The 21267-nt window shown below is 46.9% G+C and carries 20 protein-coding genes; 11 read left to right on the top strand and 9 right to left on the bottom strand.

Annotated elements, in window-relative coordinates; translation table 11 throughout:
- Window positions 1–13: 13 nt before the first annotated feature.
- From J7623_RS22645 to J7623_RS22630, 4 genes are all read right to left on the bottom strand, one after another.
- Window positions 14–3163 carry a TonB-dependent receptor gene (locus J7623_RS22645; protein ID WP_291924672.1) on the bottom strand — a complete coding sequence of 1050 codons (3150 nt, stop codon included), beginning with the start codon at window positions 3161–3163 and terminating at the stop codon, window positions 14–16.
- 85 nt (window positions 3164–3248) lie between these two features.
- Window positions 3249–4295, bottom strand: coding sequence for a FecR family protein (locus tag J7623_RS22640; protein ID WP_291924670.1), 1047 nt, complete (start codon window positions 4293–4295; stop codon window positions 3249–3251).
- 72 nt (window positions 4296–4367) lie between these two features.
- Window positions 4368–4922: a sigma-70 family RNA polymerase sigma factor gene (locus J7623_RS22635; RefSeq protein ID WP_291924668.1), complete on the bottom strand. Its 555-nt coding sequence runs from the start codon at window positions 4920–4922 to the stop codon at window positions 4368–4370.
- Window positions 4923–5118: 196 nt separating this feature from the next.
- Window positions 5119–5649 (bottom strand): GNAT family N-acetyltransferase, encoded by a 531-nt coding sequence (locus J7623_RS22630; RefSeq protein ID WP_291924666.1) that lies wholly within the window; start codon window positions 5647–5649, stop codon window positions 5119–5121.
- Between the two features lie 65 nt (window positions 5650–5714).
- Between J7623_RS22630 and J7623_RS22625 the strand changes: the two genes are divergently transcribed.
- Genes J7623_RS22625 through J7623_RS22615 form a run of 3 tightly spaced genes read left to right on the top strand, consistent with a single transcriptional unit; the run spans window position 5715 to window position 7105 of the window.
- On the top strand, window positions 5715–6077 hold the full coding sequence (locus tag J7623_RS22625; protein WP_291924664.1) for a hypothetical protein: 363 nt from the start codon (window positions 5715–5717) through the stop codon (window positions 6075–6077).
- Window positions 6065–6409, top strand: coding sequence for an alpha/beta hydrolase (locus J7623_RS22620; RefSeq protein ID WP_291924662.1), 345 nt, complete (start codon window positions 6065–6067; stop codon window positions 6407–6409). The genes J7623_RS22625 and J7623_RS22620 overlap by 13 nt, the downstream gene beginning before the upstream one ends.
- 6 nt (window positions 6410–6415) lie before the next feature.
- The gene (locus tag J7623_RS22615) at window positions 6416–7105 is read left to right on the top strand and encodes a hypothetical protein (RefSeq protein ID WP_291924660.1); all 690 of its coding nucleotides are present in this window, start codon (window positions 6416–6418) and stop codon (window positions 7103–7105) included.
- Window positions 7106–7112: 7 nt separating this feature from the next.
- Here the strand turns inward: J7623_RS22615 and J7623_RS22610 are convergent, their stop codons facing one another.
- A complete protein-coding gene (locus J7623_RS22610) occupies window positions 7113–7916 on the bottom strand; it encodes an alpha/beta hydrolase (protein WP_291924658.1) in 804 nt (267 codons plus the stop codon).
- 154 nt (window positions 7917–8070) lie between these two features.
- Between J7623_RS22610 and J7623_RS22605 the strand changes: the two genes are divergently transcribed.
- The 6 genes from J7623_RS22605 (at window position 8071) to J7623_RS22580 (ending at window position 16137) form a co-directional block, all read left to right on the top strand.
- A complete protein-coding gene (locus J7623_RS22605; protein WP_291924657.1) occupies window positions 8071–8850 on the top strand; it encodes an alpha/beta fold hydrolase in 780 nt (259 codons plus the stop codon).
- Between the two features lie 75 nt (window positions 8851–8925).
- Complete coding sequence (locus J7623_RS22600; RefSeq protein WP_291924656.1) at window positions 8926–9483, top strand: hypothetical protein; 558 nt, start codon at window positions 8926–8928, stop codon at window positions 9481–9483.
- Between the two features lie 148 nt (window positions 9484–9631).
- Window positions 9632–10645, top strand: a complete 1014-nt coding sequence (locus J7623_RS22595; RefSeq protein WP_291924654.1) for a serine hydrolase — start codon at window positions 9632–9634, stop codon at window positions 10643–10645.
- Window positions 10646–10663: 18 nt separating this feature from the next.
- Window positions 10664–11971: a helix-turn-helix domain-containing protein gene (locus J7623_RS22590; protein WP_291924652.1), complete on the top strand. Its 1308-nt coding sequence runs from the start codon at window positions 10664–10666 to the stop codon at window positions 11969–11971.
- Window positions 11972–12117: 146 nt separating this feature from the next.
- Window positions 12118–14916, top strand: a complete 2799-nt coding sequence (locus J7623_RS22585) for a TonB-dependent receptor (protein ID WP_291924650.1) — start codon at window positions 12118–12120, stop codon at window positions 14914–14916.
- Between the two features lie 18 nt (window positions 14917–14934).
- Window positions 14935–16137: a Ca2+-dependent phosphoinositide-specific phospholipase C gene (locus J7623_RS22580; protein WP_291924649.1), complete on the top strand. Its 1203-nt coding sequence runs from the start codon at window positions 14935–14937 to the stop codon at window positions 16135–16137.
- Between the two features lie 89 nt (window positions 16138–16226).
- Here the strand turns inward: J7623_RS22580 and J7623_RS22575 are convergent, their stop codons facing one another.
- The 3 genes from J7623_RS22575 to J7623_RS22565 all read right to left on the bottom strand — a co-directional run bounded on the left by J7623_RS22575 (window position 16227) and on the right by J7623_RS22565 (window position 18670).
- Window positions 16227–17024: an alpha/beta hydrolase gene (locus J7623_RS22575; protein WP_291924648.1), complete on the bottom strand. Its 798-nt coding sequence runs from the start codon at window positions 17022–17024 to the stop codon at window positions 16227–16229.
- Between the two features lie 68 nt (window positions 17025–17092).
- Window positions 17093–17659, bottom strand: coding sequence for a Crp/Fnr family transcriptional regulator (locus J7623_RS22570; RefSeq protein WP_291924645.1), 567 nt, complete (start codon window positions 17657–17659; stop codon window positions 17093–17095).
- Window positions 17660–17698: 39 nt separating this feature from the next.
- Entirely contained in the window at window positions 17699–18670 is a 972-nt protein-coding gene (locus J7623_RS22565; RefSeq protein ID WP_291924643.1) for a hypothetical protein, read from the bottom strand.
- Between the two features lie 136 nt (window positions 18671–18806).
- On the opposite strand from J7623_RS22565, the gene J7623_RS22560 reads away from it, so the two are divergent.
- The gene (locus tag J7623_RS22560) at window positions 18807–19643 is read left to right on the top strand and encodes a hypothetical protein (protein WP_291924641.1); all 837 of its coding nucleotides are present in this window, start codon (window positions 18807–18809) and stop codon (window positions 19641–19643) included.
- Window positions 19644–19719: 76 nt separating this feature from the next.
- Window positions 19720–20661, top strand: a complete 942-nt coding sequence (locus tag J7623_RS22555; protein ID WP_291924639.1) for a hypothetical protein — start codon at window positions 19720–19722, stop codon at window positions 20659–20661.
- A 55-nt stretch (window positions 20662–20716) separates the two neighbouring features.
- On the opposite strand, the gene J7623_RS22550 is transcribed toward J7623_RS22555, so the two are convergent.
- Complete coding sequence (locus tag J7623_RS22550) at window positions 20717–21265, bottom strand: cysteine hydrolase family protein (protein ID WP_291924637.1); 549 nt, start codon at window positions 21263–21265, stop codon at window positions 20717–20719.
- Between the last annotated feature and the right edge of the window lie 2 nt (window positions 21266–21267).

The following is a 21267-nucleotide window of genomic DNA, read 5'->3' as shown; positions in this document are numbered from 1 at the left end:
TCACTTTTAAAAATTAAAACCCTAATTGAAGACCAGCCATGAAAGTTCTTGGCTGTGGCACCTGGCCCTGATCAATACCGCGTGCAAAGATGTAGTCGCCCGCTATTTCCGGATCATAACCACTGTAACGGGTAAGGGTTATTAAGTTTTGCGCCGCAATGTAAATGCGCAGCGATTTAAGGGTGTTTTTTGTCGCGGTGCTTAATATGGCAGCAGGTGCATTGTATCCAATGGTAATATTACGTAAGCGCAGGTAGCTGCCATCTTCCAGCCAAAAGTCGGATGGGCGGAGATTACCATTACCGGTTACATTTTGTCCTATCCTTGGCAGTGCGGCTACATCGCCGGGTTTACGCCATCTGTCGAGGATATCAGTGGTTGCATTATGTCCGGTAGACATGAAGCTGGTATTTAATTTCAGGCCATTCAGCAGTTTTGAATCACTCACACCTGACAGTACCAGGTTCAGATCAAAATTTTTATAGGTGATACCTGCGTTGATACCGTATACATATTTAGGGATGGCATTACCTAAAATTTCCTGGTCTTTTCCGGTTACCACGCCGTCGCCATCAATGTCTTTATAGATAAAATCTCCCGGTAACAAACCGTCCTGGTATTTTGCATTCGGGTTGCCTGTTTTTTTAGCAGCAGCTTCGTTGAGTGCCGTGATTTCTGCTGCATCTTTGGCCACATGGTCCATGCGGTAACCGTAGAAAGAACCAATGGCATAACCCGCAGCAGTATACGTAGTGGTAGGTACCGGTGTAAAGGCGCCCGCCTGGATAGGGGCGGAGAACTGGTCGCCCAGGGATAATACTTCGTTGTGGTTCACCGATCCGTTCACGCTTACGTTGAAGTTGAAGTTTTTGTTGATTTTATCGTGGTAGCCGATGGTCAGTTCAAAACCTTTGTTCCGCGCGTCTGCGGCATTCACTGTTTTCCTGGGTTGTGTGCCCGTAGGACTTACTCCAATGCTGGCAGGCAATAAAGTGGTCACCAGCAAACCGGTACTTTTACGATCATACCAATCTGCTTCCACGGTGAGGCGGTTTTTCAGGAATGCAAGGTCGAGGCCGATGTCTGTCTGCGTGGTTTGCTCCCATTTTAAATCCGGGTTGCTCAAGGTAACGAGTGTGGTACCGGATACAAATGTTTCGTTACTGCCGAATGAATATACCAGTGCACCACCAGGCGTACCCTGGTAGGTTTTTGCGGTGTTCAGGAAGTTGGGAATGTTGTTGTTACCGGTTTGTCCCCAGCTGGCACCGAGTTTTCCTTCTGATAAGAAAGGCAAATTGTCTTTAATAAAATTTTCTTCTGAAAAGCGCCATGATACACCACCGGCGGCAAAGTTACCATACCGGTTATTGGGGCCGAAGTTGGAAGCGCCATCTCTGCGGTAACTGGTGGTCAGCATATATTTATCGTCGTAGGTATAGTTCAGGCGGGCATAGTAAGAGATCACAGAAGGACGTGAGTAGTTGGAGTAAGTATTGGTGACAGATTGGGAAGAGGCCACTACTACATCCGGGAGGTTATCGTTAGGTTGACCGGTACCTCTGATAGAAGAGCCGTTGGTACGTCCCGGGTCAATGTAGCTTTGTCCCGCTATGGCAGACAACTGGTGTTTGCCGATTAATTTGTCGTACGACAGGTAGTTTTCTACCATATAGTAAGAGTTCTCTGAAAAAACGAGATTGGCCTGGCGGGCCTGGTTCAGGAAATTAGAGGCCTGGTATTGTTTCTGGTAACTGCTGGTCCGGTTGGAATTCACTTCTGCAGCGAATTGCGAGCGGAACTTCAATCCATCGATGATGCGTACTTCACCGGATAATTGCGGGAAGAAAGCCAGTGATTTGGCGGTCTGACTTTTCATGGCAATTTCCTGCAGCGGATTGATCGCATTACTATAATCATCGATATTGGAAACAATAGAGTAGCCACCCTGGATAGATGGATCCAGCACCGGTTTATACGGTGCATATTGTATCGCATTGATGATATTGGCATAGTTACCTTTCCCTACATACTGGCGTACGATCACGTTTTGTGTAAACTTAAAGCGGCCAAGTGTTTCTTCCAGGCCTAGACGTGCCTGAAATCTTTTATTGGTAGCATCGGTTAAGATGGCCTGTTGATCTATATAGGTGGCGGAGATGCTATAGTTTACCCTTTCGCCGCCTCCGCTGAGGTTCAGATCATTTTCAGATACCATGGCGTTGCGGAATATCGCATCCTGCCAGTTGGTGCTGTCCTGTAATCCGCCGGGTGTGCTGAATTTGGCGGGCAGGGTAGTATTTTTTGTAGCAGCAAGATCTTTCAATGCTTCCACATATTGATCGGTGTTGAGCAGGTGTAACTGTTTCCACGCTTTGGCCATACCCCATTGCGTGGTAAAGCTGACGCGGGGAGGACCGGTCTTACCTTTTTTGGTGGTGACAATCACCACACCGTTAGCCGCTGCGGAACCATAGATGGCGGTAGAAGAGGCGTCTTTCAGGACGGTGATATTTTCGATGTCCTGCGGACTAATGCTATTAAAAAGGCCTTTGCTGCCCTGGATACCGTCGATGATATACAGGGGATTCACATCGGTAAAACTACCGGTACCCCTGATAATGATCTGGGCATCTGCACCTGCTACACCACTGCTTTGCAGTACCTGTACGCCTGCAGCCTTACCAATGAGTAGTTGTGAAGGGTTGGTAGCGTTAACGGCGCCGGCTTCTTTCACATTCACCACGTTGAAAGCGCCGACTATATCTTTCTTCCGGGCAGTACCATAGCCGATTACCACGATATCGTTCAACGCGGATACGGTTTTAACGAGGCGTATGGAAAAGGTGAGGGTGCCCCCTGGTTTCAGGATGACATTGTTCAGTTGTTGGGTTTCAAAGCCCACATACGAAATGCTGAAAGCGTATTTTCCTTCGGGGGGTAACCCGGAAAAACGGAATACACCGTTACTGTCCGTCATAACACCGGCAGTATACTTTGTTTTTTCATTGAGTGCCACCACAGAGGCATTAGGGAGTAGTTCGCCCTGATCCGTGCGCACAGTGCCGGTCACCTGCATGCGGCTTTGCGCCATGGATACGCCTGATATCAGCATAATCAGCAGCAGGAAAAGGCGCCATTTTGGTCGATAGAACATCTTCATAACTGGAACGTGTTTTTAAAGTACAGGGCACAGCAAGCCCCCAACGCCATTGGCGTCGATTGTGGAATAGAACTATATCAGTGAATTATTTCTTCTTAATAATAAATCCGCTATCGTTTCTGATCAGCGCAAGATTATTAGGAAGCGTTAAATCGGTCAGGATCTTTTCCAGTGAGTCTGTTTTCTCAAATTTACCATCGAAATAAATTTCCATTACGTCGGAAGGATAATAATAGATGCTTACGCCATAGTAATTACTCAGCTGTTCCAATACCTGTGACATTGGTTGATTGTTAAACTTATACCAGTCCGGTTTCGTGTAACCGGTACCGTTGTTACCGGCTTTTACTAATACATTTGCGGCTGACGTATTAAAATCAGCTACCACGGCCTTCCCGGATCTGCGGTAATACCTGAGTTCTTTACCTGGTGTCAGTACTACATCATTAATGACTTTGGTTTTATTGACTGTTCCTTCTACCAATACTTTCCCGTTGTTGAGTCTTACGGTAATCATATCCTCCCCGGGGATTGCTTTCACATGAAAAAAGGTGCCTAATGCCGTGGTCGTTAGTTCGCCGCTATGAACAGTAAAGGGGTGTGATTTGTCGGCGGCTACAGTAAAATCCGCTTCTCCTGTCAGGTATATATGCCTGTTTGCTTTGAATTCCTTGTAATATACCATGGTGGCAGCGGGTAGCAGTTGTACTACAGATCCGTCCGGTAATACCACGGTCATGGCCTTATTGCCGTTGTTGACGGTAAGCTGTTGTTGTTCCCGTGGAATAGCCACCACGATAGATGTATTGTTCGCCATTTGCGGGCGGTGACGGTTCACCAGGAAGAGGGTACCGCCTGTTAACACGCCGGTGGCAACCGCCGCGATGGCCAGTCGTTTTACCCACCTTTGCCGCCTGTTACGGGACACTGTTTGCAGATGAATATTTCTCAGCCATTGCCGGGAAACGGTTTCAGGGAAGTTGTCGTCGTTTGTTTGTTGCAGGAATTCTTCCACCGGCAGATATTTTTCTGCCAGATCAGGATGTTCCTGCAGGTATTTACCAACCTCACGGGCTTCTTCCGGTGTGCATTTATTGCTGAAAAACCGTTTCAGTAATTCATCATTTATCATAATAGTATACGGCTGATAGATAAGTAATACGTTTGTAAAGCACTAACTACGTAGTCCGATGCAAAAAATATTTTAAAACCGGCTAAACCAGGCCAGGAGCGAGACCAGGAATCCCAGGTAACGCTTGATCTGTTTCAGGGCCTGGAAAATATGTGTTTCCACTGTCCTGGACGACAAGGAAAGTTCGTGCGCAATTTGCTGGTAGCTCATGCCTTTATAACGGCTCATTTCAAATACCTTGCGACGCATGGGGGGCATTTCTTTCAGTGCATTTGCTACTTTGACCTGCAGTTCCTTTTCCGCCAGCTTGCCCCAGAGGTCATCTACAGGCAGGGTATATTTATCTATTACATGGATTATTTTTTCCTTGTAAACAGTTTCTTTACGTAGTAAATCGATGAGGGTGGTGCGGGCAATACGGAACAACTGCAACTGGATATCGAGTTCGTCTGCCAGTTGTTCCCGGTGGTTCCAGCATTTAATAAAAGTAAGCTGCGTCACCTCTTCGGCAATGAAGGACGACCTTGTTTTTTGAAGAATGAAATAGTAAATCCTTTTGTGCCAGGTATAGTAGACTTCATTAAATACCAAAAGGTTACCCTGTTTCAAAGCAGCAATAGTATTCAAAACGTGGCAATTTTACTACAGCAATTTAAATAAATAAAAATGGAAATTCCTATAAATACGGTAAGTAGTTCCGTATATATGAACGCGTTATATTTAAAAAGGAGCGCCATAGCGCGTTTGATTTTTAAAAGTTAACGTGGCTGCCTGCGCTGGCGGAATCGTTAATCCGCGCGCCGGCAGCTCCATATCCATCTCCTCAGATATTCATAATGACCATCAGGTGCTCATCATGCAAAACACCATTTTTAATAATTGCATTTACTTTCACCGCTTCCTGGTGAAATCCACTCTTCAACAACACCTGTTTAGATGCTTCATTATAAGCAAATACGCCAGCATAAATACGAAGGATAGATAATTCATTGAATGCATAGGCGGTCAGTAATGATACCGCTTCGGTCATAACGCCTTTGCCCCGGAAGGGCGCACCCAGCCAGTAGCCAATTTCAGCAGAGTGGCGGTAAATATCTGTTTGTGGTGTAAGGGTAATCACACCGGCAATTTTATCTTTTACATAAATTCCCCATACATGATCCAGCTTGCCTTCCTGGATCAGCGCAAAAAATTCCTCCGCATCTTTCAGGGAATAAGGCGATGGAAAAATATCACGGAGATTGGCGGCTACAGCAGGATCATTGGCGAGTATCGCCATGTCCGCCAGGTCGCGTTGTTCAATGTTTTTTAGTATAACATCATTTTTTCCGGTAAGTGTCCGCATCTTTTTCATGCCACAAAAGTACGGTTATCGTGTTGTTATTATCTTATATTTAGCCGAAAATGTGAGGCGTATAGGTGGAGATATTGTATTTACCAGGTATTATTATCGGCGTTTTCTTATCGGTGGTGTTGTTCACCAAGTCAGGTAAAGCGGTGGCAGATTATATGCTTGCCTGCTGGCTGGCGGTTTCTGCTACCATGCTACTGTCGGTATACCTGTTGATGTCCGGAGGATATACCACGTATCCATCGTGGGCGGTTCTGGGATTATGGATGCCGCTGGCACAGGGACCTTTCCTGTATCTGTATATAAAGTATCAAACGCAACCTATACGATTTCAGCAATGGGACCTGCTTCATTTTTTACCGTTCGTGCTGGGATACTTACTATTTGCGCAGCGGGTATCCTTGAAGAGCAGGAGCAAATGGCATCCGTAAAAGCAGCCGCCGCAAAAATTACTGCGATGGGCAATATTCCTTTATATGTGCTGACCGCCACCGATCCCGATAGATTCAATACATTTATTAAAGATAGCCGGTTGCAGGGAGAGATGCTACAGGCCTGGACCCGTATGCAACAGGACCTGTTACACCTTTCGCGGGGGAGCAGGCAGGTATTAGTGCCGGGTAGCGGACATTATATTCACCAGGATCAGCCGGCAGCAGTGGAAGCAGCTATAAAAGAGATGTTGGGCCAACTGCAGCAACACCCGCCAGCTACTGCGGATGTTGGAATCTTCATGCGAAGCTGTATCTTCATGGCCCGATAAATATCTATGGAAGAATTACTGACTTTTAAAAGATTTCACACGGCAGAACAGGCCGCTGAAATAATAACGCTCCTGCACGAACATCATATCCCTGCGCAATATGAAGAGGAGGTGATATTGCTGGATAAAGTTTATGTTGGACAGAACTTTGATCAGCGACACCTGGTGAAAATTGCGGCGGCGGACTTTTCCCGTGCCGATGCCCTCCTGAAAAGCCTGATCAGCGTGGATCCTGAGGACGTGGAGCCTGATTATTACCTGTTGTCTTTCACTACCGAAGAGTTGAAAGAGGTGATTACAAAGAAAGATGAATGGGGCGATTTCGATTATGCGTTGGCGTTAAAACTTTTGGAAAAGCGGGGGATAACCTATTCACCTGAACAACTGGAACAAACAGGGAATGGCCGCATACAGACGCTTTCGCAGCCGCAGGAAATACCGGTCGCCGGGGTTTTAATTGGTTTCCTGGCCCCGCTCATCGTGTTTATACCATTTCCATATTCACCCGTGTTCTCTTTCCTGGGCATCTTTATGGGAGGATTTATCTGGTGGACCAAAAAAACATTGCCGGATGGTTCGCGCGTACTGGCGTTTGCAGAAAAAACACGACAAAAGGGCAAGTGGATGATGATCTCCGGCGTGGTATTAGTCGCTATCTGCTGGGCATTGGCCATCAGGATGGCACGAGGTTATTAATCTGTGGTTAACCGCAACAGTTACCCGTATTCAAAAATGTTTTCATCATCATTATAAATTCTTCCGGTTGATCCATGTGCAAACTATGTCCTGCATCCCGGATCAGCCCTGCCTGTAGCCGGGGATTCAGTTGCTGTAATTCCTCTGCCATGTCAACTTGCACCACACCTTTATCGCCAAATAACAGCAAGGTAGGTATATCTATCCGGCGGATCAGTTCCCGGTAATCAGGATTCGGTGGCCTGAGTACGTCGAAAGCCGCCATGCTGGTTTGCAGGCGGGCATTTGCATATGTCTCCGTTATTTCCGGTGATCGTTTAGGATGCCGGATTCGTGCTGCAGCAATCAGTTCTTCCAATGATTGCCCCAGTATTTTTTGATGCTGCGCGGCTACGTCGCTCTCATACACTTCCTGCTGAACTGCCGGCGACAGGAAGGTGGGATCCGCCAGGATTACGCTACAGAGTGCAGCAGGAATGCGGCTGGCAACAACGGCTGCTGTCATCCCACCCATGGAGTGCCCAAGGAGAACAGGCGCCGGAAGTTGTAAGGCGGATATGAAACCAATGATGTCACTTGCATGATCCTCGTATTGATAGCCGTGGCCCGGCTTACCGGAGAGGCCATGTCCCCTGGCATCCGGCATGATAACGTCATAATCCGTTTCCAGTACACGGGCAATATGGCTCCAGCAAAGGCCGTTTGTCATCAGGCCATGCAGCAGTATAAGCGGTGGTTTGTTGCCACCCGTGCGGGTGTAATGTAGACGGATACCGTTGGTTTCGCAATAAGCCCTTTCCCAGTCAGACATTTTTTTCTTTTTCCGGATGAAGCATAAAGATAGCATATTGCCCCGCTGCAGACAATGATGAATTAAACCAGTCTTTCGTATATTCGTCCATGTTATACATTGCCGGCGCATTTAAACGGGATGGGCGCCGGAAATTTTAAAATTACCCAACGATATGGCCCTGATAACAATCAACGGAATCAAACTAAATGTAACAGTGAAAGGAACCGGACATCCTATTATCCTTGTCCATGGCATTGGCGGCGACCACAGCTATTTTTCAGACCTGACTGACCGGCTTTCGCTTCACTTTAAAACCATTGCTTTCGACTGCCGGGGACATGGACAGTCAGACAAGCCTGCAGCCTATACTTTACAGGACCACATCAACGATGTTATTGGTATCATGGATTATTATGAGTTGCCGGTAACCGCTTTATATGGCGTGTCTATGGGCTCTTATATTGTGCAGGGGGCGGCAATTGCGCTGGGAGACAGGGTAAACAAACTGGTGTTGACAGTACCAAAGTCCAACGGCCTGACCTCTTCAATACAACGACTCATGACGGAGCATGCCGATGAGCTGACAGGCATGGATAAGAACGAAATTTTTTCCTACCTGGTCCGCTACTTCACTTATGATCCGGAAGCGATGAAAGTGCATATGGATGTATTTGTTCCCCAGATGCCACCAGAACAGTTTGCAGCAGCCAGTAAAGCGCTGGAAGGATTTGATTTCCGGAAAGACCTTCCTGCAATAACGGCTGAAACACTTGTTATCAGCGGAAAGTATGACGGGCTGAATCCACCGGAATGGGGCCGGGAAATTGCGGCGTTGATACCTAACGCGAGTTTTACAGAGATGTTATACTCCGGCCATATTCCTATGTATGAGGAACCTGAGACTTACGCTAATTTGGTAGAAACATTCCTGTTGAATGGTGTTGTTGCATAAGGAAGAATTAAAATGTGCCACCCGTAGGGTATATTGCGTAACCAATAATTTCCTTTCATTTAACATCTCAAATCGATGGATAATTATAGAGACAGGCTAATTTATTTAAAAGGATTTCTTGATAGCATATCCTATTTAAATACATTTGATAATGACGGCAAAACATATGCTGTCGGGATGATAGAGAAAGTGAATGCTGACTTCCAGGACACCCTCTTAGCACATTTTAATAAAAAGAACTGGTTAGTGACCACAACGCTTATAACCGGGAACTGGCGGGAAGTACTCAGGAAAGACCTGCGGCCGTACTTTGACCAGATAATAGCAGAGGTTTTTACTAAAACAAACAGAACGACGCTATTTGACGAGCGTGGTCATTACAAACAAGGTGCAAAAGAGTTAATTGAAAAAGTACGCTTAGACAATAGCTTTTACGTTGACCATTTGCTGCAGCAGAAATTTTTAGATTGTTTGGAACAAATAGTTGGCAGCGAACCACAACTTTACCGTGTTGAAATAGATTGGCAGCCCAGCGACAAAGCATTTGAAGGCTATTACGAAGGGTACTGTAATGACTTCCTGTTTGACATGGGTAACCAGGTATTATTCTTACATTTTGGTGGGTCAGACTAGTGCGAAAGAAAAGCAATGCATAAGTAGGCGAAAATAATCAACCCATATTTCCATTGGGGCTGTTCACCCGGCTTTCCTTCTTACAAAAAAAATGTTTAATTTATCAGACAGGATCCGGGTAACCCATGAAGCACTAATAACAGCCGCTATGAGAATCATCTGCTTTTTATTGCTGGTACTTATTGCCAGCTCCGTAAAATCACAGGCACCTTTTGATACAGCTTTGGCTGTCCGCAACAACCGCGGCATCTACTCGCTGGTAATAGCGGTGAAAAACCAGGTAGTATACGCTAACACCTTTAACGGACAAAAGGAGAACGACCTGCGCAACCATCAATCTCTCACCAAAAGCCTGGATGCGGTATTAGTAGGCATTGCCATCGACAAAGGTTTTATTCCTTCAATCCAAACCAGGCTATGTGACATACTGCCGGCATTGAAAAATGATCCGGATAAACGTAAACAACAAATCACTATTGCGGATGTCATGAACCAGGCCTCTGGCTTGTGGCATGAAAACCTTGACCGGTTAGACCGTTACCTGGGGTTGCCTGATCCATCCGGTTACGTATGGCAACAACCCCTGCTGTCTGATCCGGGCGCCGAATTGCATTATAACAACGCCGCCTCTCACCTGGTATCTGTGATACTTACCAAAGCCACGGGGCAAAGCACACTGGAGTTCGCACGTCAATATCTCTTTGCACCGCTGGGAATTGAGCAGGTAGAGTGGCCGCTGATGAAAGACGGATATAATGATGGCAGCGGATTATTAAGCGTGCGCATGCGTACAGCCGACATGAATAAAATAGGCCGGCTGATACTGGATAGTGGTCGATATAACGGCCAACAGCTGGTAGCAGCGCAATGGACCCAGGCGTTACTTCATCCCCCGAAAACCTACCCGGCACCCTGGGGACTCCGGAATACCACTTATGGATTGTTCTTCTATCATAAAACATTTAAGGGAACAGCTATCACTTACGGCATGGGCTGGGGCGGGCAATTCCTGATCCTCATCCCATCCCTGGATGCGGTGATATCCGTGAACCAGGCGGTAGATGACCGTAACGCCATCCGGCAGTCGGGTGTTTTTATGGAAGAAATATTTCCGTTGATTTTCGATTGGATACAACGTGGTGCCGGCTTAATAATTCCTTAATGTTGGAATAGTAGTTTTGTGAAACGGAACACAGGAATTAACACTATTAAAGTATTTGGTTTGAACTACATTAGTTTGTTAGGTGCCTTCCAGGCATTGGTTGTATTGGGAATTTCTATTGTTTTTGCCGCGAAGGAACCGGTGAGGAATGATCGTATACTGAGCTGGCTGCTGGCCTGTATCTTTGTACATCTGACAGGTTGCTTTGTGATGAACAAGGCATTTCCGGACGCGGAAATTCATAAGGGCTATAGTACTTTTATTGTGTTATTATACGCACCACTGTTATGGCTATACGCCAGGCAATTCCAGGAACACCGGAAGATGCCGGCTATAAAAGTGGCATTTTTGTTTATTCCTGCAGGATTGGCGGCTATCGCTTATTTCACCATTGCGGGGTATGTAATTACCCATGGTGGCAAAACTCCTGTTTATATCGGCTTATATAATAAGATGGTAGGTTGGTCCTGCACTGTTTCATATATTTTTTTTGGTATAAAATCGCTGAATATATCGCAGCAATTACGGGGACTGTCATTTTCTGAGAAGCAACTCATCCGCCTTATAGCGACTATATTTATTGGTGGTATTGCTATCAGCACTTTGATATCATTAGCTAACGGGGCTTTCCCCAATGAAATTTCAGCAACAGATGCGCATCTCTGGATAAGGATAGTAAGTTATACCATGCTGTTGGCTATTTGCCTGGCCATCGGCCGGGTGAAAATTATTGCTATATGTAATATCTCCGCGGCAGATATCTCCCATGGTCATCTATTACTGGCCGAACCTGCGCTGGTAGAAGCCCGGAAGAACTTTGTTTATCCTGTTTTGATAGACAGTCCTGAGCCGCAGCCAGCACCAATAAATCATATGGCAGCGCCCTTGGGTACCACCCATGAAGCAGGCTTCATTTCAGAAAGTAAACAAAAGAAGTCTTCATTATCGGATACCATGCAAGCTGAAATTATAGAGAAAGTCAATTATCAGATGGTGAATGAAAAGTTGTATACAGATGCTGATTTGTCGTTGGATGGCCTGGCGGTACTGATCAAAGTACCACGGCATCATTTGTCGGAATCGCTTAATAAATACCTGGGAAAGTCTTTTTATCAATATATCAATGAATATCGGATTCAACACGTAATAGTAGAAATGGAAAGATTGAGGGAGCATCATAAAGTACCTAATATTTTATCTATTGCTTTTGAGGCAGGATTCAATTCTAAATCTTCTTTCAATCAATATTTCAAAAAAACAACCGGAATAACGCCTTCCGGCTGGCTGAAAAATGGTAGTACTCCTGTAGATGATGTGATTGCTTAATAATTCCTTAATATATTATAACTAATTGTTTATTAGTTGTTTAGAATAAAATCATACTAGCCCGATTTATCCGGACGTACGTCTTTATCGGGAAGGACGACCAAACCTTCTTCAACTTTCATCTTTGTGCAAATTAAAAATGCACAATGAAAAGGATTCTTTTACTCGTATGCTTACTGGCACCGGTATTTGCCAACGCGCAGCAGATCACCGGGGTAACGGTATCAAAGGGCGAGTTACTTCCCGGCGCCACTGTTACCGTCGGAAGCCTGGGTACCCAAACTGATCTTAATGGAAAATTCACCCTTGTACTTAAACACACGGGAAAGGTTACACTGACTTTTCGCTACCTGGGCTACACCAGCAAATCACTCGACATAGACGTAAAAACAGGACTGAATAATATCGGAGATATTGAATTAGCGCCTGCGGCGGGCGTTTTGGGAGAAGTGATCGTCAACGGGGCCACCGCTGGTTCGCAGGTAAAAGCCATTAGCATCAAGAAAAACGCCACTGGTATCATGGAAGTATTGGCGGCCGATGCCATTGGAAAGTTACCAGATCGTAATGCAGCTGAAGCTGTACAAAGAATTCAGGCGGTTTCCATTGAGCGGGATGGCGGAGAAGGCCGCTATGTATCCGTGAGAGGAACCCCCATTCAATGGAGCGCCACTTTATTAAACGGCAACCGCTTACCTTCTGCCAGCCTGGATTACACGGACCGCCGCGTTCAAATGGATATTTTCCCCTCGGAGCTGATTGAATATGTACAGCTCTCCAAAGCCCTCACCCCGGATATGGAAGGCGATGCTATTGGAGGCTCCATTAACTTCATTACCAGGGCCGCGCCACAGCAACGGATCCTGAACATCAACGCTGCCGGAGGATATAATGCACAATCCGATAAGGGATCTTACAATGCCTCCGTCGTATATGGCGACAGGATCGCCAAAGGAAAACTGGGCTATCTCTTTTCCGCAGTGGTGTGGAAACGTACCAGTGGCACCGACCGGTATAATGTTAATTATGATTTCTCGAATCCTGATAGCAAGCAGTCGTATTCCATCACCGATCTGCAACTGCGCGACTATCTCGCGGGTCGCCGGACAACAGGTTTAAATGGTGGTATCGAATATAAATTCAACGACCGCCATAAAATACAGGCCAAAGGAATTTATACAGAATACCAGGATGTACAAATGGTAAGAGAGAATTACTTCTATTTCAATACCGGCGTTTCCACCATCACTACCCGTTCCGCTAAATATAATACGAACCTGTATTCCGCAGAGTTAAGCGGGCAATCCACTTTGTCAGGCAAACTCCACCTGGACTGGGCTGCGAGTATTGATAAATCGAGGTTTAAGTTCGGAGATCCGGGTTCCTATCCCATGGCCTTCTTCTCCCAAAAAGTTAGCTATGATGGTCTGGCTCCGGATGGTAAGAAATACCTGGCCATGGATGCACCCAATGGTATAGGAGATCAAATTGATGCGGTATTGCCACACCTGTCAGCCACTACACCTATCAGTCCCAATGCAATGACGCTATCACAGGTGGTGATGCTCAGAAGCACCAACTGGGAAGCCAACAAACGATTTGGCATCCACCTGAATTATCATCCCAGCGAAAAGTTGAAGTTGAAATTTGGTGGTAAGGTGATTTACAAAGACAAGCTGGTGGAATCCCCGCTGAGTATATATATGGCGGGCATCACCGGCAAGGCACCTACGCTGACACAAATAGGCACGGAGCCATTCCCTTATAACGGCGGATTTCTGACTGCCATCCATGCACCCTACAAGAATGTAATGATTGACCAGATGCCAATTGACCAGGTAAAGCAACTCATCACACCAGCGGGAATTGCCAAATACAGCCTGTTTCCCGTAGAAGTAGATTCCGCTACCAACGCTTCCGGTGCCGGCAGATATTTTACCGGGAAAGAAAATGTATATGCCATATACGCAATGGGAGAGTATAAAGTATCTGATAAAATCACCATTATTGGAGGCCTCCGAAATGAGTACAGCAAAGTGACCTTTAATGGAAATAAGGTGGTGACAAAAGCTGGTCGCAGTACCGTAGCGCCATTGACACAAGACAATAGCTACAACGCTTTCCTGCCGATGCTGCACTTTAAATTAAATGCTACCAGTAATGACATTATCCGCCTTGCCTATACCAGGACGTTTGCGCGTGCTGATTTCAACAATCTCAACCCCGCTACCACGGTGGACGAAACCAATCGTGTGATCACCCGCGGCAATGCGGATCTGAAGCCTACCTTCTCCAACAACTTCGACCTGATGGCAGAGCACTATTTTGGTGGCGTGGGATCTATCACCTTTGGGGCATTCTACAAAAAATTAACGGACCTGATCTATACCAACGAATCTTCCCAGGATATCAATGGCGTATTATACCGGGTCAGCGAACCGGTAAACATGCAGAAAGCCTGGCTGGGCGGCCTGGAAGCAGGATTCTCAAAACGGTTCACCAACCTGCCCGGGTTCTGGAAAGGCTTCGGCGTTGATCTGAACTACACCTATACCAATTCAAAAGTGAAAATACCCCGCTTTACCGGTGGACAGAAAGTAGAAGATGAAAGTGTGATACCTAAACAGGCAAAGCATGTCTTCAACGCATCTATCCTGTATGAGTATGGCAAATTTACCGCGAGAGTAGCCGGCAACTACAAAGGAAAGTACCTCGATGTGATCCGCCAGGCGGCAGGCCCGGATCATTATCGCTGGTACGCAGAGAACTTCACAGTCGATTTCTCCTCCTCCTACAGTATTACACCCAAAGTGAGAGTGTTTGCGGAATTAAATAACCTCACCAATGCGCCTGTGCGATATTACCACGGCACCTACAGCAGGGCAGAAGAAGCCAGTTGGTTCTCTATCCGCGGACAAGTGGGCGCCAGCATAAAACTTTTCTAACCTTTAAGCATATATGAAATGAAAAAAAAGATAACAACATTGGCAGTGGTAGCAGTATTGGCCACAGGTAGCGTTTACGCACAAAAAGTAAAACAGGGGACGGCTGCTGTAGATGGACTTAAGATCAATCAAATACAGGTATTGGGCACCCACAATAGTTATGCGCGTCCGGTAGATCCTAGACTGCTGGCTTTGGCGGATCCGATTGCGGAAAAAATGATGACGCAGATGACAAAGAATATCACGAAGGAACAAGCCGCAGCTTACCAGGAATATCATCCCAACCTGACGAAACTCAGCGAGGGCTTAAGTTATAACCATCCATCTTTTGATGTGCAGCTGGATGCTGGTATTCGTAGCCTTGAAATAGATGTGTACTATGACCCTACCGGCAATCGCTTTAATCATCCGGCTTCCTATCGCGCATTGGCAGAGAAGGGCGTAAAGAACCTGCTTCCTTTCGATAGTACAGATCTGGATAAGCCCGGGTTCAAAGTGTTGCACATGGCGGATTTCGATTTCCGCTCACACTATCCTACGTTGAAACTGGCGTTACATGCGCTGAAAGACTGGTCTGACAAACATCCGGATCATCTGCCTATCTCCATTATGGTAGAAGCCAAAGACAAAGGTATTCCTTTATTCCCCAATTCAGCCGAGGTGCTGCCTTTTACAGCAAAAGCCTTTGATGAACTGGATGAAGAAGTGGGGAGTGTGTTGGGCAGAGATAAATTAATTACGCCAGACGATGTACGTGGTAATTATGCTACCCTGAAAGAAGCGGTACTCGCTAAAAACTGGCCTACCGTAAAGTCGGCCAGGGGCAAGTTTATTTTCCTGTTACTGCCTTCTGCTGCGGGTATGGAGTTACGCACCCCATACGTAGAAAACAGGCCTAACCTTGAAAAAAGAATCATGTTTGTGCAGTCTGCTGAAAAGGATAGCTATGCCGCATTTTTCCTGCTGGACAATGCGATCTTAAGACAGGAGGAAATCAAACAATACGTTAAAGAGGGTTATATGGTCAGAGCACGTGCGGATATTGACACCTATGAAGCGAAAGTAAACGATCAAACGCGCGCCAAAGCTACTTTTGAAAGCGGGGCCCAGGTTATTTCCACTGACTTTTTCCGCCCGGGGAATGCTTACGGAACCAGTTATTTTGTACAACTTCCCGGTGGCGGTGAGGTGCGCCGCAACCCGGTAAATGGCGGTAAATAAACGATCCGTATATTAAGCACAAAAAGCGTTACACGGCAGCATCCGTGTAACGCTTTTTGTTTAATGGTATATGTTGACGGAAGGAGTAGTTATTCATTCACGGCAACCTCTGCATCCAGGAAAGCCGGAATCATGGCCATGAGCAAATCTGTTTTTTTCGTCAGCGCGGTATGCATAGTACCAGGTAGTATCGCCAGTTGGGAGGCCGGCAAGCCAAACTCTCCAATGCCGCCACCACCCAGTAATCTAAATAATTCAACCACATGACCGGGCCGCACAATATCTGCATCTCCGGCAATGATTAATGCCGGAGCCGTTATTTTCCGGATCTCATCGGCGGACCAGTTGGGTGGTTGCTGATTGAACGCAGTAACTTTCGCCAGGTGTAAGGGCCAATCCTGTGGCCTCGGCGCGGTGCTCAGGTATTCTGCAGCATACGGCGTGCGCTGCATGGCTTCCACGGTGAGCAGTTGCTCCAGTTCGCGGAGGCCCGGATGCCGCCCGTTGCTGTTCCAGGTAATGGAGGCGAGGATCAGCCTGCGCACCAGCACGGGCTGCTGCATGGCCACCAGCAACGCTACGCCGGCGCCGGTGCTGTACCCGAAAATGTCGGCCTGCTCAATGTGCAGCGTTTGTAATAGTGCAATCACATCTGCCGCAAATTGTTCAAAAGAAAGCGGCCGGTCGGGAATATCGGCGGTATGGCCATAACCCTGGAATTCCACCGCAATTACCTGGCGGTGCATCGATAACAACGGGATGAGTGCTCCAAAGGCAGTGCCGGTGCCGGATACAGCGCCGGGAAGCAACAGTAATGGCTGGCCCGTTCCATGTATTTCGTAGTACATATCCAGCCCGTTGACGTGGGCATAGTGAGTGGTAGTCATAGCAGTATTGTTTGCGTGGTTGTAAAGGTCGCAAGCCCATGGCAAACCAATCTTGGTATACACCAACCTCAGAACTTCACCTGGTTAAATAGCTTACTGAAATTGGTAGGATCTATTCCCAGGTAAGAGGCAATGTATTTATGTGGCACCAAATGCAGTAGCTGCGGGGTTTTCTGGCAAAACGTTTTATAACGTTCTTCAATGGTCAGTGCACGCAGGTTTATATGGAGGTCTATCATACCGGCAAACATGGCTTCGGTCATGCGGCGAAACAGCCGTTCTATTTGTTGCGACTGGTCCACCAGTTGTTGCAATTGTTCGTAGGAAATATATTCAAGAACACTATCCGTTAAACAGGTGAGATAGTACCGGGAAGGCACCTGGAATGAAAACGATTCTGCAATGGCGCATAAGTTAGGCGGGTAGCTGAAGCTGATTACATAGGTTTTATCACCATTATCGAAATAGGCCATCTGTACGCCATTATTCACGAAGTAGAGATCGCGTTGCACCTGCCCGGGTACGGTGATGTAATCTCCTTTTTTAAACGAGCGGGATTGCAACTGTTCCGTGAGCAGGCCATAGTCTGCATCACTGATAGGATGAAATTGCCTGAAGTACTGAATACGTTCCATAACAATAAAGCCAGTTCCAAATATAAGAAGAACGGGGGCTTAAATATGTTTTCTAAGCAAAGGTTGTGTGCTGCAGCGAAACGAGCCGCCAAAGCTGCGACTGATCCTGAAATCGATATATTCCACTTTTACGCCGTGTGCCGCAACCTGCTCACCGATATGGCTAAACGCCGGATCTGTAATATACACTTGTGCGCTGATGGGTAGTCCGTTAGTACCCAGGGTGGTGGCTTCTTCCATAGGTATATTAATCCGCTTCCAGTCTTTCAGTGCAGCAGGTATACCGTCCACAAATGCATCTTCACAAATCACCATGAGACCTTCGCGGATAAGGCCCAGCGCGCAGTCCAGGTGAAGGATGCCAGGATCCAGTTTTACTATTTCCACATCGTAGTGAAGGGGCTGTAAAAATTTACGCAGCCATTGGGCGCCCAGCGGATTGGAGGCGAGGCCGGAGCTGCCAACAAAAACTTTTTTCCCGAGTACCAATACATCGCCGCCTTCCAGGAATGGCCCGGGGCCCAATGTGCTGTCATCAGGCGCGGCAATTGCCGGTCGTGGCACTGCTGCATATACACAATCGGCCGGGTATACCTGTGCCAGCATAATATCGCGCACCGGCAATACTTCATTCCTGCGGTGCAGGAAGCGCATAGATCCTTCTATTACACAAGGCCCCACCGTAAAGAATGGATCCCTTACAAAGAAATTGGAATAACCATCATTGCCGGCGGCGGCCTTTTCAGCCAATGTGAGTTTCCGCGGACGATATACTTTTACCCCGTATTTTTCCAGTACCGCTTGTAAGCTGGCTCTTTCTTTTTCCCACTGTTGTTGCAGGTCGGGGAAGGCTTCGCTATAGTCCTGTCCCTTATGCTGCATATTTTCTGTGATGGCTTCTTTCGTCAGGAAACGAAGGTCTTCCGGCCGGGGTTGCAGCGGAAATCCAAATTCTGATTGGGCCAGTACCACGCGTTGCAAAGTGGCAAATTCGCTTTCTACAAAAATCATTTTTTAGCTTTTAGCAGTTAGCTCTTAGTAGTTAGAAAGTCATGGAATCCCTAATGGGTAATTGCTAAAAGCTAAGGTAACTTTTTTATTTTCAACGATTAACCTAGTTTTGCCGGATGTTTTAAATCTATTGCGCATGCCGTTGACGAAAGTGTTGATTACTGTTAAAGCATATCCTACATTATCTTCCCATTATAATGAGCAATTGAGCCTGGGAGGTTTTAGGGAAGATGGTACTTTTATCAGGATATACCCCATTCCTTTTACAAAAAAAACTTACGACGAACAATATCAGCTGTACGATTGGGTAGAATTTGACCTGGTGCGGAGTAACCGGGATTTCAGGTTGGAAAGTTTCAGTCCTGTAGTACCAGATGCACCGGTAAAAAAAATTGGTCACCTTGGCGAAGCAGACCACTGGAGCGATCGGAAAGCAATTGTTCTGAAAAATATTTATCGTAACCTGTCTACCCTTGTTGTAGAATCTAAACACGAAGCCTTTTATACTTCTTTGGTTGTATTTAAACCAACCCGCATACTGGGATTTGAGGTAGAAGAAACAGAGCGGGAGTGGAGCCGGGAGCGGCGATCTAAGCTATATGCTGAAACGAACTACGGACAAGTATTTGAGCAACCGGAAGACCCGTTTGAAGTCATGCCCAAACTGCCATATAAATTTTCTTACCGGTTTGTGGACCAGGAAAATAAGGAAATTACTTTGCTTGTAGAAGACTGGCAACTGGCGTCTTTATACTGGAAAAGCCTGAAGAAGTTCAACGGCGCTGATAAGGAACAGAAAGCCATTCATGAGGTACGAAAGAAATACCTGCAGGAATATGCCCGGAACACAGATCTGCACTTTTTCCTGGGGACTACACAAAATGTGCACGCCAGTTCAAAGCAGCCGTTTACGATTGTAGGAGTGTTTCCGCCTACGATGCCACCGGCCGTAGTGCAAGGCAGTTTATTTTAACGTCACCAGCCGATATATCGTTGTTTGCATTATCTTGCGTTTTCGTATATACGTGACGTTAATTCCATTTTGTACTATGAGTAACATATCTATGAAGTTCCGGCAATGGATGCTGGTATGCATGATTCCCCTCATGATGCTTGGCAGTTGCCATGAAAACGACCGCAAAGCCGGCAATCAGCAAGACAGCGTCGCCGCCGTTGTCCGCAAGGATTCGCCGGTGGTTAACAACACCGTTGTTCCCGATAGCCTGCCGACAGAAGCTTACATTGCGGAGTTGGTTCGCAGGAGAGAGGCCATCAGCAGGCAAGTGGCCAGCATGGATACCGCTACCGCCGTGAAAATGTATCTGTCGTTGTCCGCATATGTGGATTCGGCTATTGCAGGATTGATGCACAATGAATCCCCCTGGCTGGATAAATACGTGGAATACTATATCCCGGAGAAAGGCATTACTGTGCCGCCTCCACAGGTAGTATCGCGCATCAGGTTGCTGGCTACCGCCGGTATTGAGCCATGGGAAGTAGGAGAAGGCTACACGGACTTACGGGCAGTACCTGATTTCTACACGCACTTGTTTAAATCTTCGCTGCCACCGGATTATACGGCTTACCTGCAGTTGAAAGCAGATGAAGATACTGTTTTATACAGCGCTGATGCCGGATTAGCCGTGCCGTTTTCATTGATAGGTACCAGGGCCCTCAACTGGGAAAAATTCCTGGACACCTATCCGAACAGCGCACTGGCGCCCGCTGCGAAGGAACTATATGAATGGTATTGCATAGATTATTTGTTCGGGGAAGATAATACACCGGCTTTCGACAGGCAGGAAGATCTTACGTCGTTGGTACCGGAAAACAGGCAGGAGTATACTTCCTTTGTAGCACAACACGGCAATACCAAAACAGGCGCCGTAGTAGCCGGTTACCTGCAGAAATTAAGTACAGCAAAATCGTATGAACCATTCCGTGCGCAAATAAAAGCCACCATAGAAGCGGTGCATGCGCCCAAAAAATAATACCTGGTATACTTACAATCCTCCGGAATCTGCAAGGTTCCGGAGGATTGTTGCTTTATATAAATTCCGCCGCAGTAATTACCCGCGCATACAATCCATTCAACGCCGTCATCCCTGCGAGGTAGGCATGTTGAACAGTAGCTGCTTTTACAGGTGTGCCATATAGTTCCCGGTCGCGGGTAGCACAGGCGTCGCCGATCACGGTAGAGGTAAAGCCCAGGTCCATGGCCGCCCGCACGGTAGCATCCACACAAACATCCGTCATCATCCCGCAGATATAAAGCTGCGTAATGCCCTGTTCCTGCAACTGTGCCAGCAGGGAAGTATCTCTGAAGCTATTCGGATAATTTTTGGTGACGATGGTTTCGCCCGGCAATGGCGCTACGCAGGCGTTAATGGCTGCACCGGGCGTACCTGGCAGGAAGAAATCAGCGCCTTCGTTCACCGCCAGGTGTTGGATATGAATCACGGGTAGGTGCTGCTGCCTGGCGCGCTGCAACACCTGTTGCGCCTGTTGGCCGGCTGCCGCGGCATTTACGAGGACATGGGCGCCCCCTTCGAAATAATCGTTTTGTACGTCAATAATGAGCAGTGCTGCTTTCATGT

The organism is Chitinophaga sp., assembly GCF_017745275.1.
In the GTDB taxonomy this organism is placed as follows: domain Bacteria; phylum Bacteroidota; class Bacteroidia; order Chitinophagales; family Chitinophagaceae; genus Chitinophaga.
This window is presented reverse-complemented; position numbering and strand designations above follow the sequence as displayed.

Bases quoted from the DNA above. Each gene is read 5' to 3' on its own strand.
- J7623_RS22645 (WP_291924672.1), bottom strand. From the start codon at position 3,163: ATGAAGATGTTCTATCGACCAAAATGGCGCCTTTTCCTGCTGCTGATT.
- J7623_RS22640 (WP_291924670.1), bottom strand. From the start codon at position 4,295: ATGATAAATGATGAATTACTGAAACGGTTTTTCAGCAATAAATGCACA.
- J7623_RS22630 (WP_291924666.1), bottom strand. From the start codon at position 5,649: ATGAAAAAGATGCGGACACTTACCGGAAAAAATGATGTTATACTAAAA.
- J7623_RS22620 (WP_291924662.1), top strand. From the start codon at position 6,065: ATGGCATCCGTAAAAGCAGCCGCCGCAAAAATTACTGCGATGGGCAAT.
- J7623_RS22615 (WP_291924660.1), top strand. From the start codon at position 6,416: ATGGAAGAATTACTGACTTTTAAAAGATTTCACACGGCAGAACAGGCC.
- J7623_RS22610 (WP_291924658.1), bottom strand. From the start codon at position 7,916: ATGTCTGACTGGGAAAGGGCTTATTGCGAAACCAACGGTATCCGTCTA.
- J7623_RS22605 (WP_291924657.1), top strand. From the start codon at position 8,071: ATGGCCCTGATAACAATCAACGGAATCAAACTAAATGTAACAGTGAAA.
- J7623_RS22600 (WP_291924656.1), top strand. From the start codon at position 8,926: ATGGATAATTATAGAGACAGGCTAATTTATTTAAAAGGATTTCTTGAT.
- J7623_RS22595 (WP_291924654.1), top strand. From the start codon at position 9,632: ATGAGAATCATCTGCTTTTTATTGCTGGTACTTATTGCCAGCTCCGTA.
- J7623_RS22585 (WP_291924650.1), top strand. From the start codon at position 12,118: ATGAAAAGGATTCTTTTACTCGTATGCTTACTGGCACCGGTATTTGCC.
- J7623_RS22580 (WP_291924649.1), top strand. From the start codon at position 14,935: ATGAAAAAAAAGATAACAACATTGGCAGTGGTAGCAGTATTGGCCACA.
- J7623_RS22575 (WP_291924648.1), bottom strand. From the start codon at position 17,024: ATGACTACCACTCACTATGCCCACGTCAACGGGCTGGATATGTACTAC.
- J7623_RS22570 (WP_291924645.1), bottom strand. From the start codon at position 17,659: ATGGAACGTATTCAGTACTTCAGGCAATTTCATCCTATCAGTGATGCA.
- J7623_RS22565 (WP_291924643.1), bottom strand. From the start codon at position 18,670: ATGATTTTTGTAGAAAGCGAATTTGCCACTTTGCAACGCGTGGTACTG.
- J7623_RS22560 (WP_291924641.1), top strand. From the start codon at position 18,807: ATGCCGTTGACGAAAGTGTTGATTACTGTTAAAGCATATCCTACATTA.
- J7623_RS22555 (WP_291924639.1), top strand. From the start codon at position 19,720: ATGAGTAACATATCTATGAAGTTCCGGCAATGGATGCTGGTATGCATG.
- J7623_RS22550 (WP_291924637.1), bottom strand. From the start codon at position 21,265: ATGAAAGCAGCACTGCTCATTATTGACGTACAAAACGATTATTTCGAA.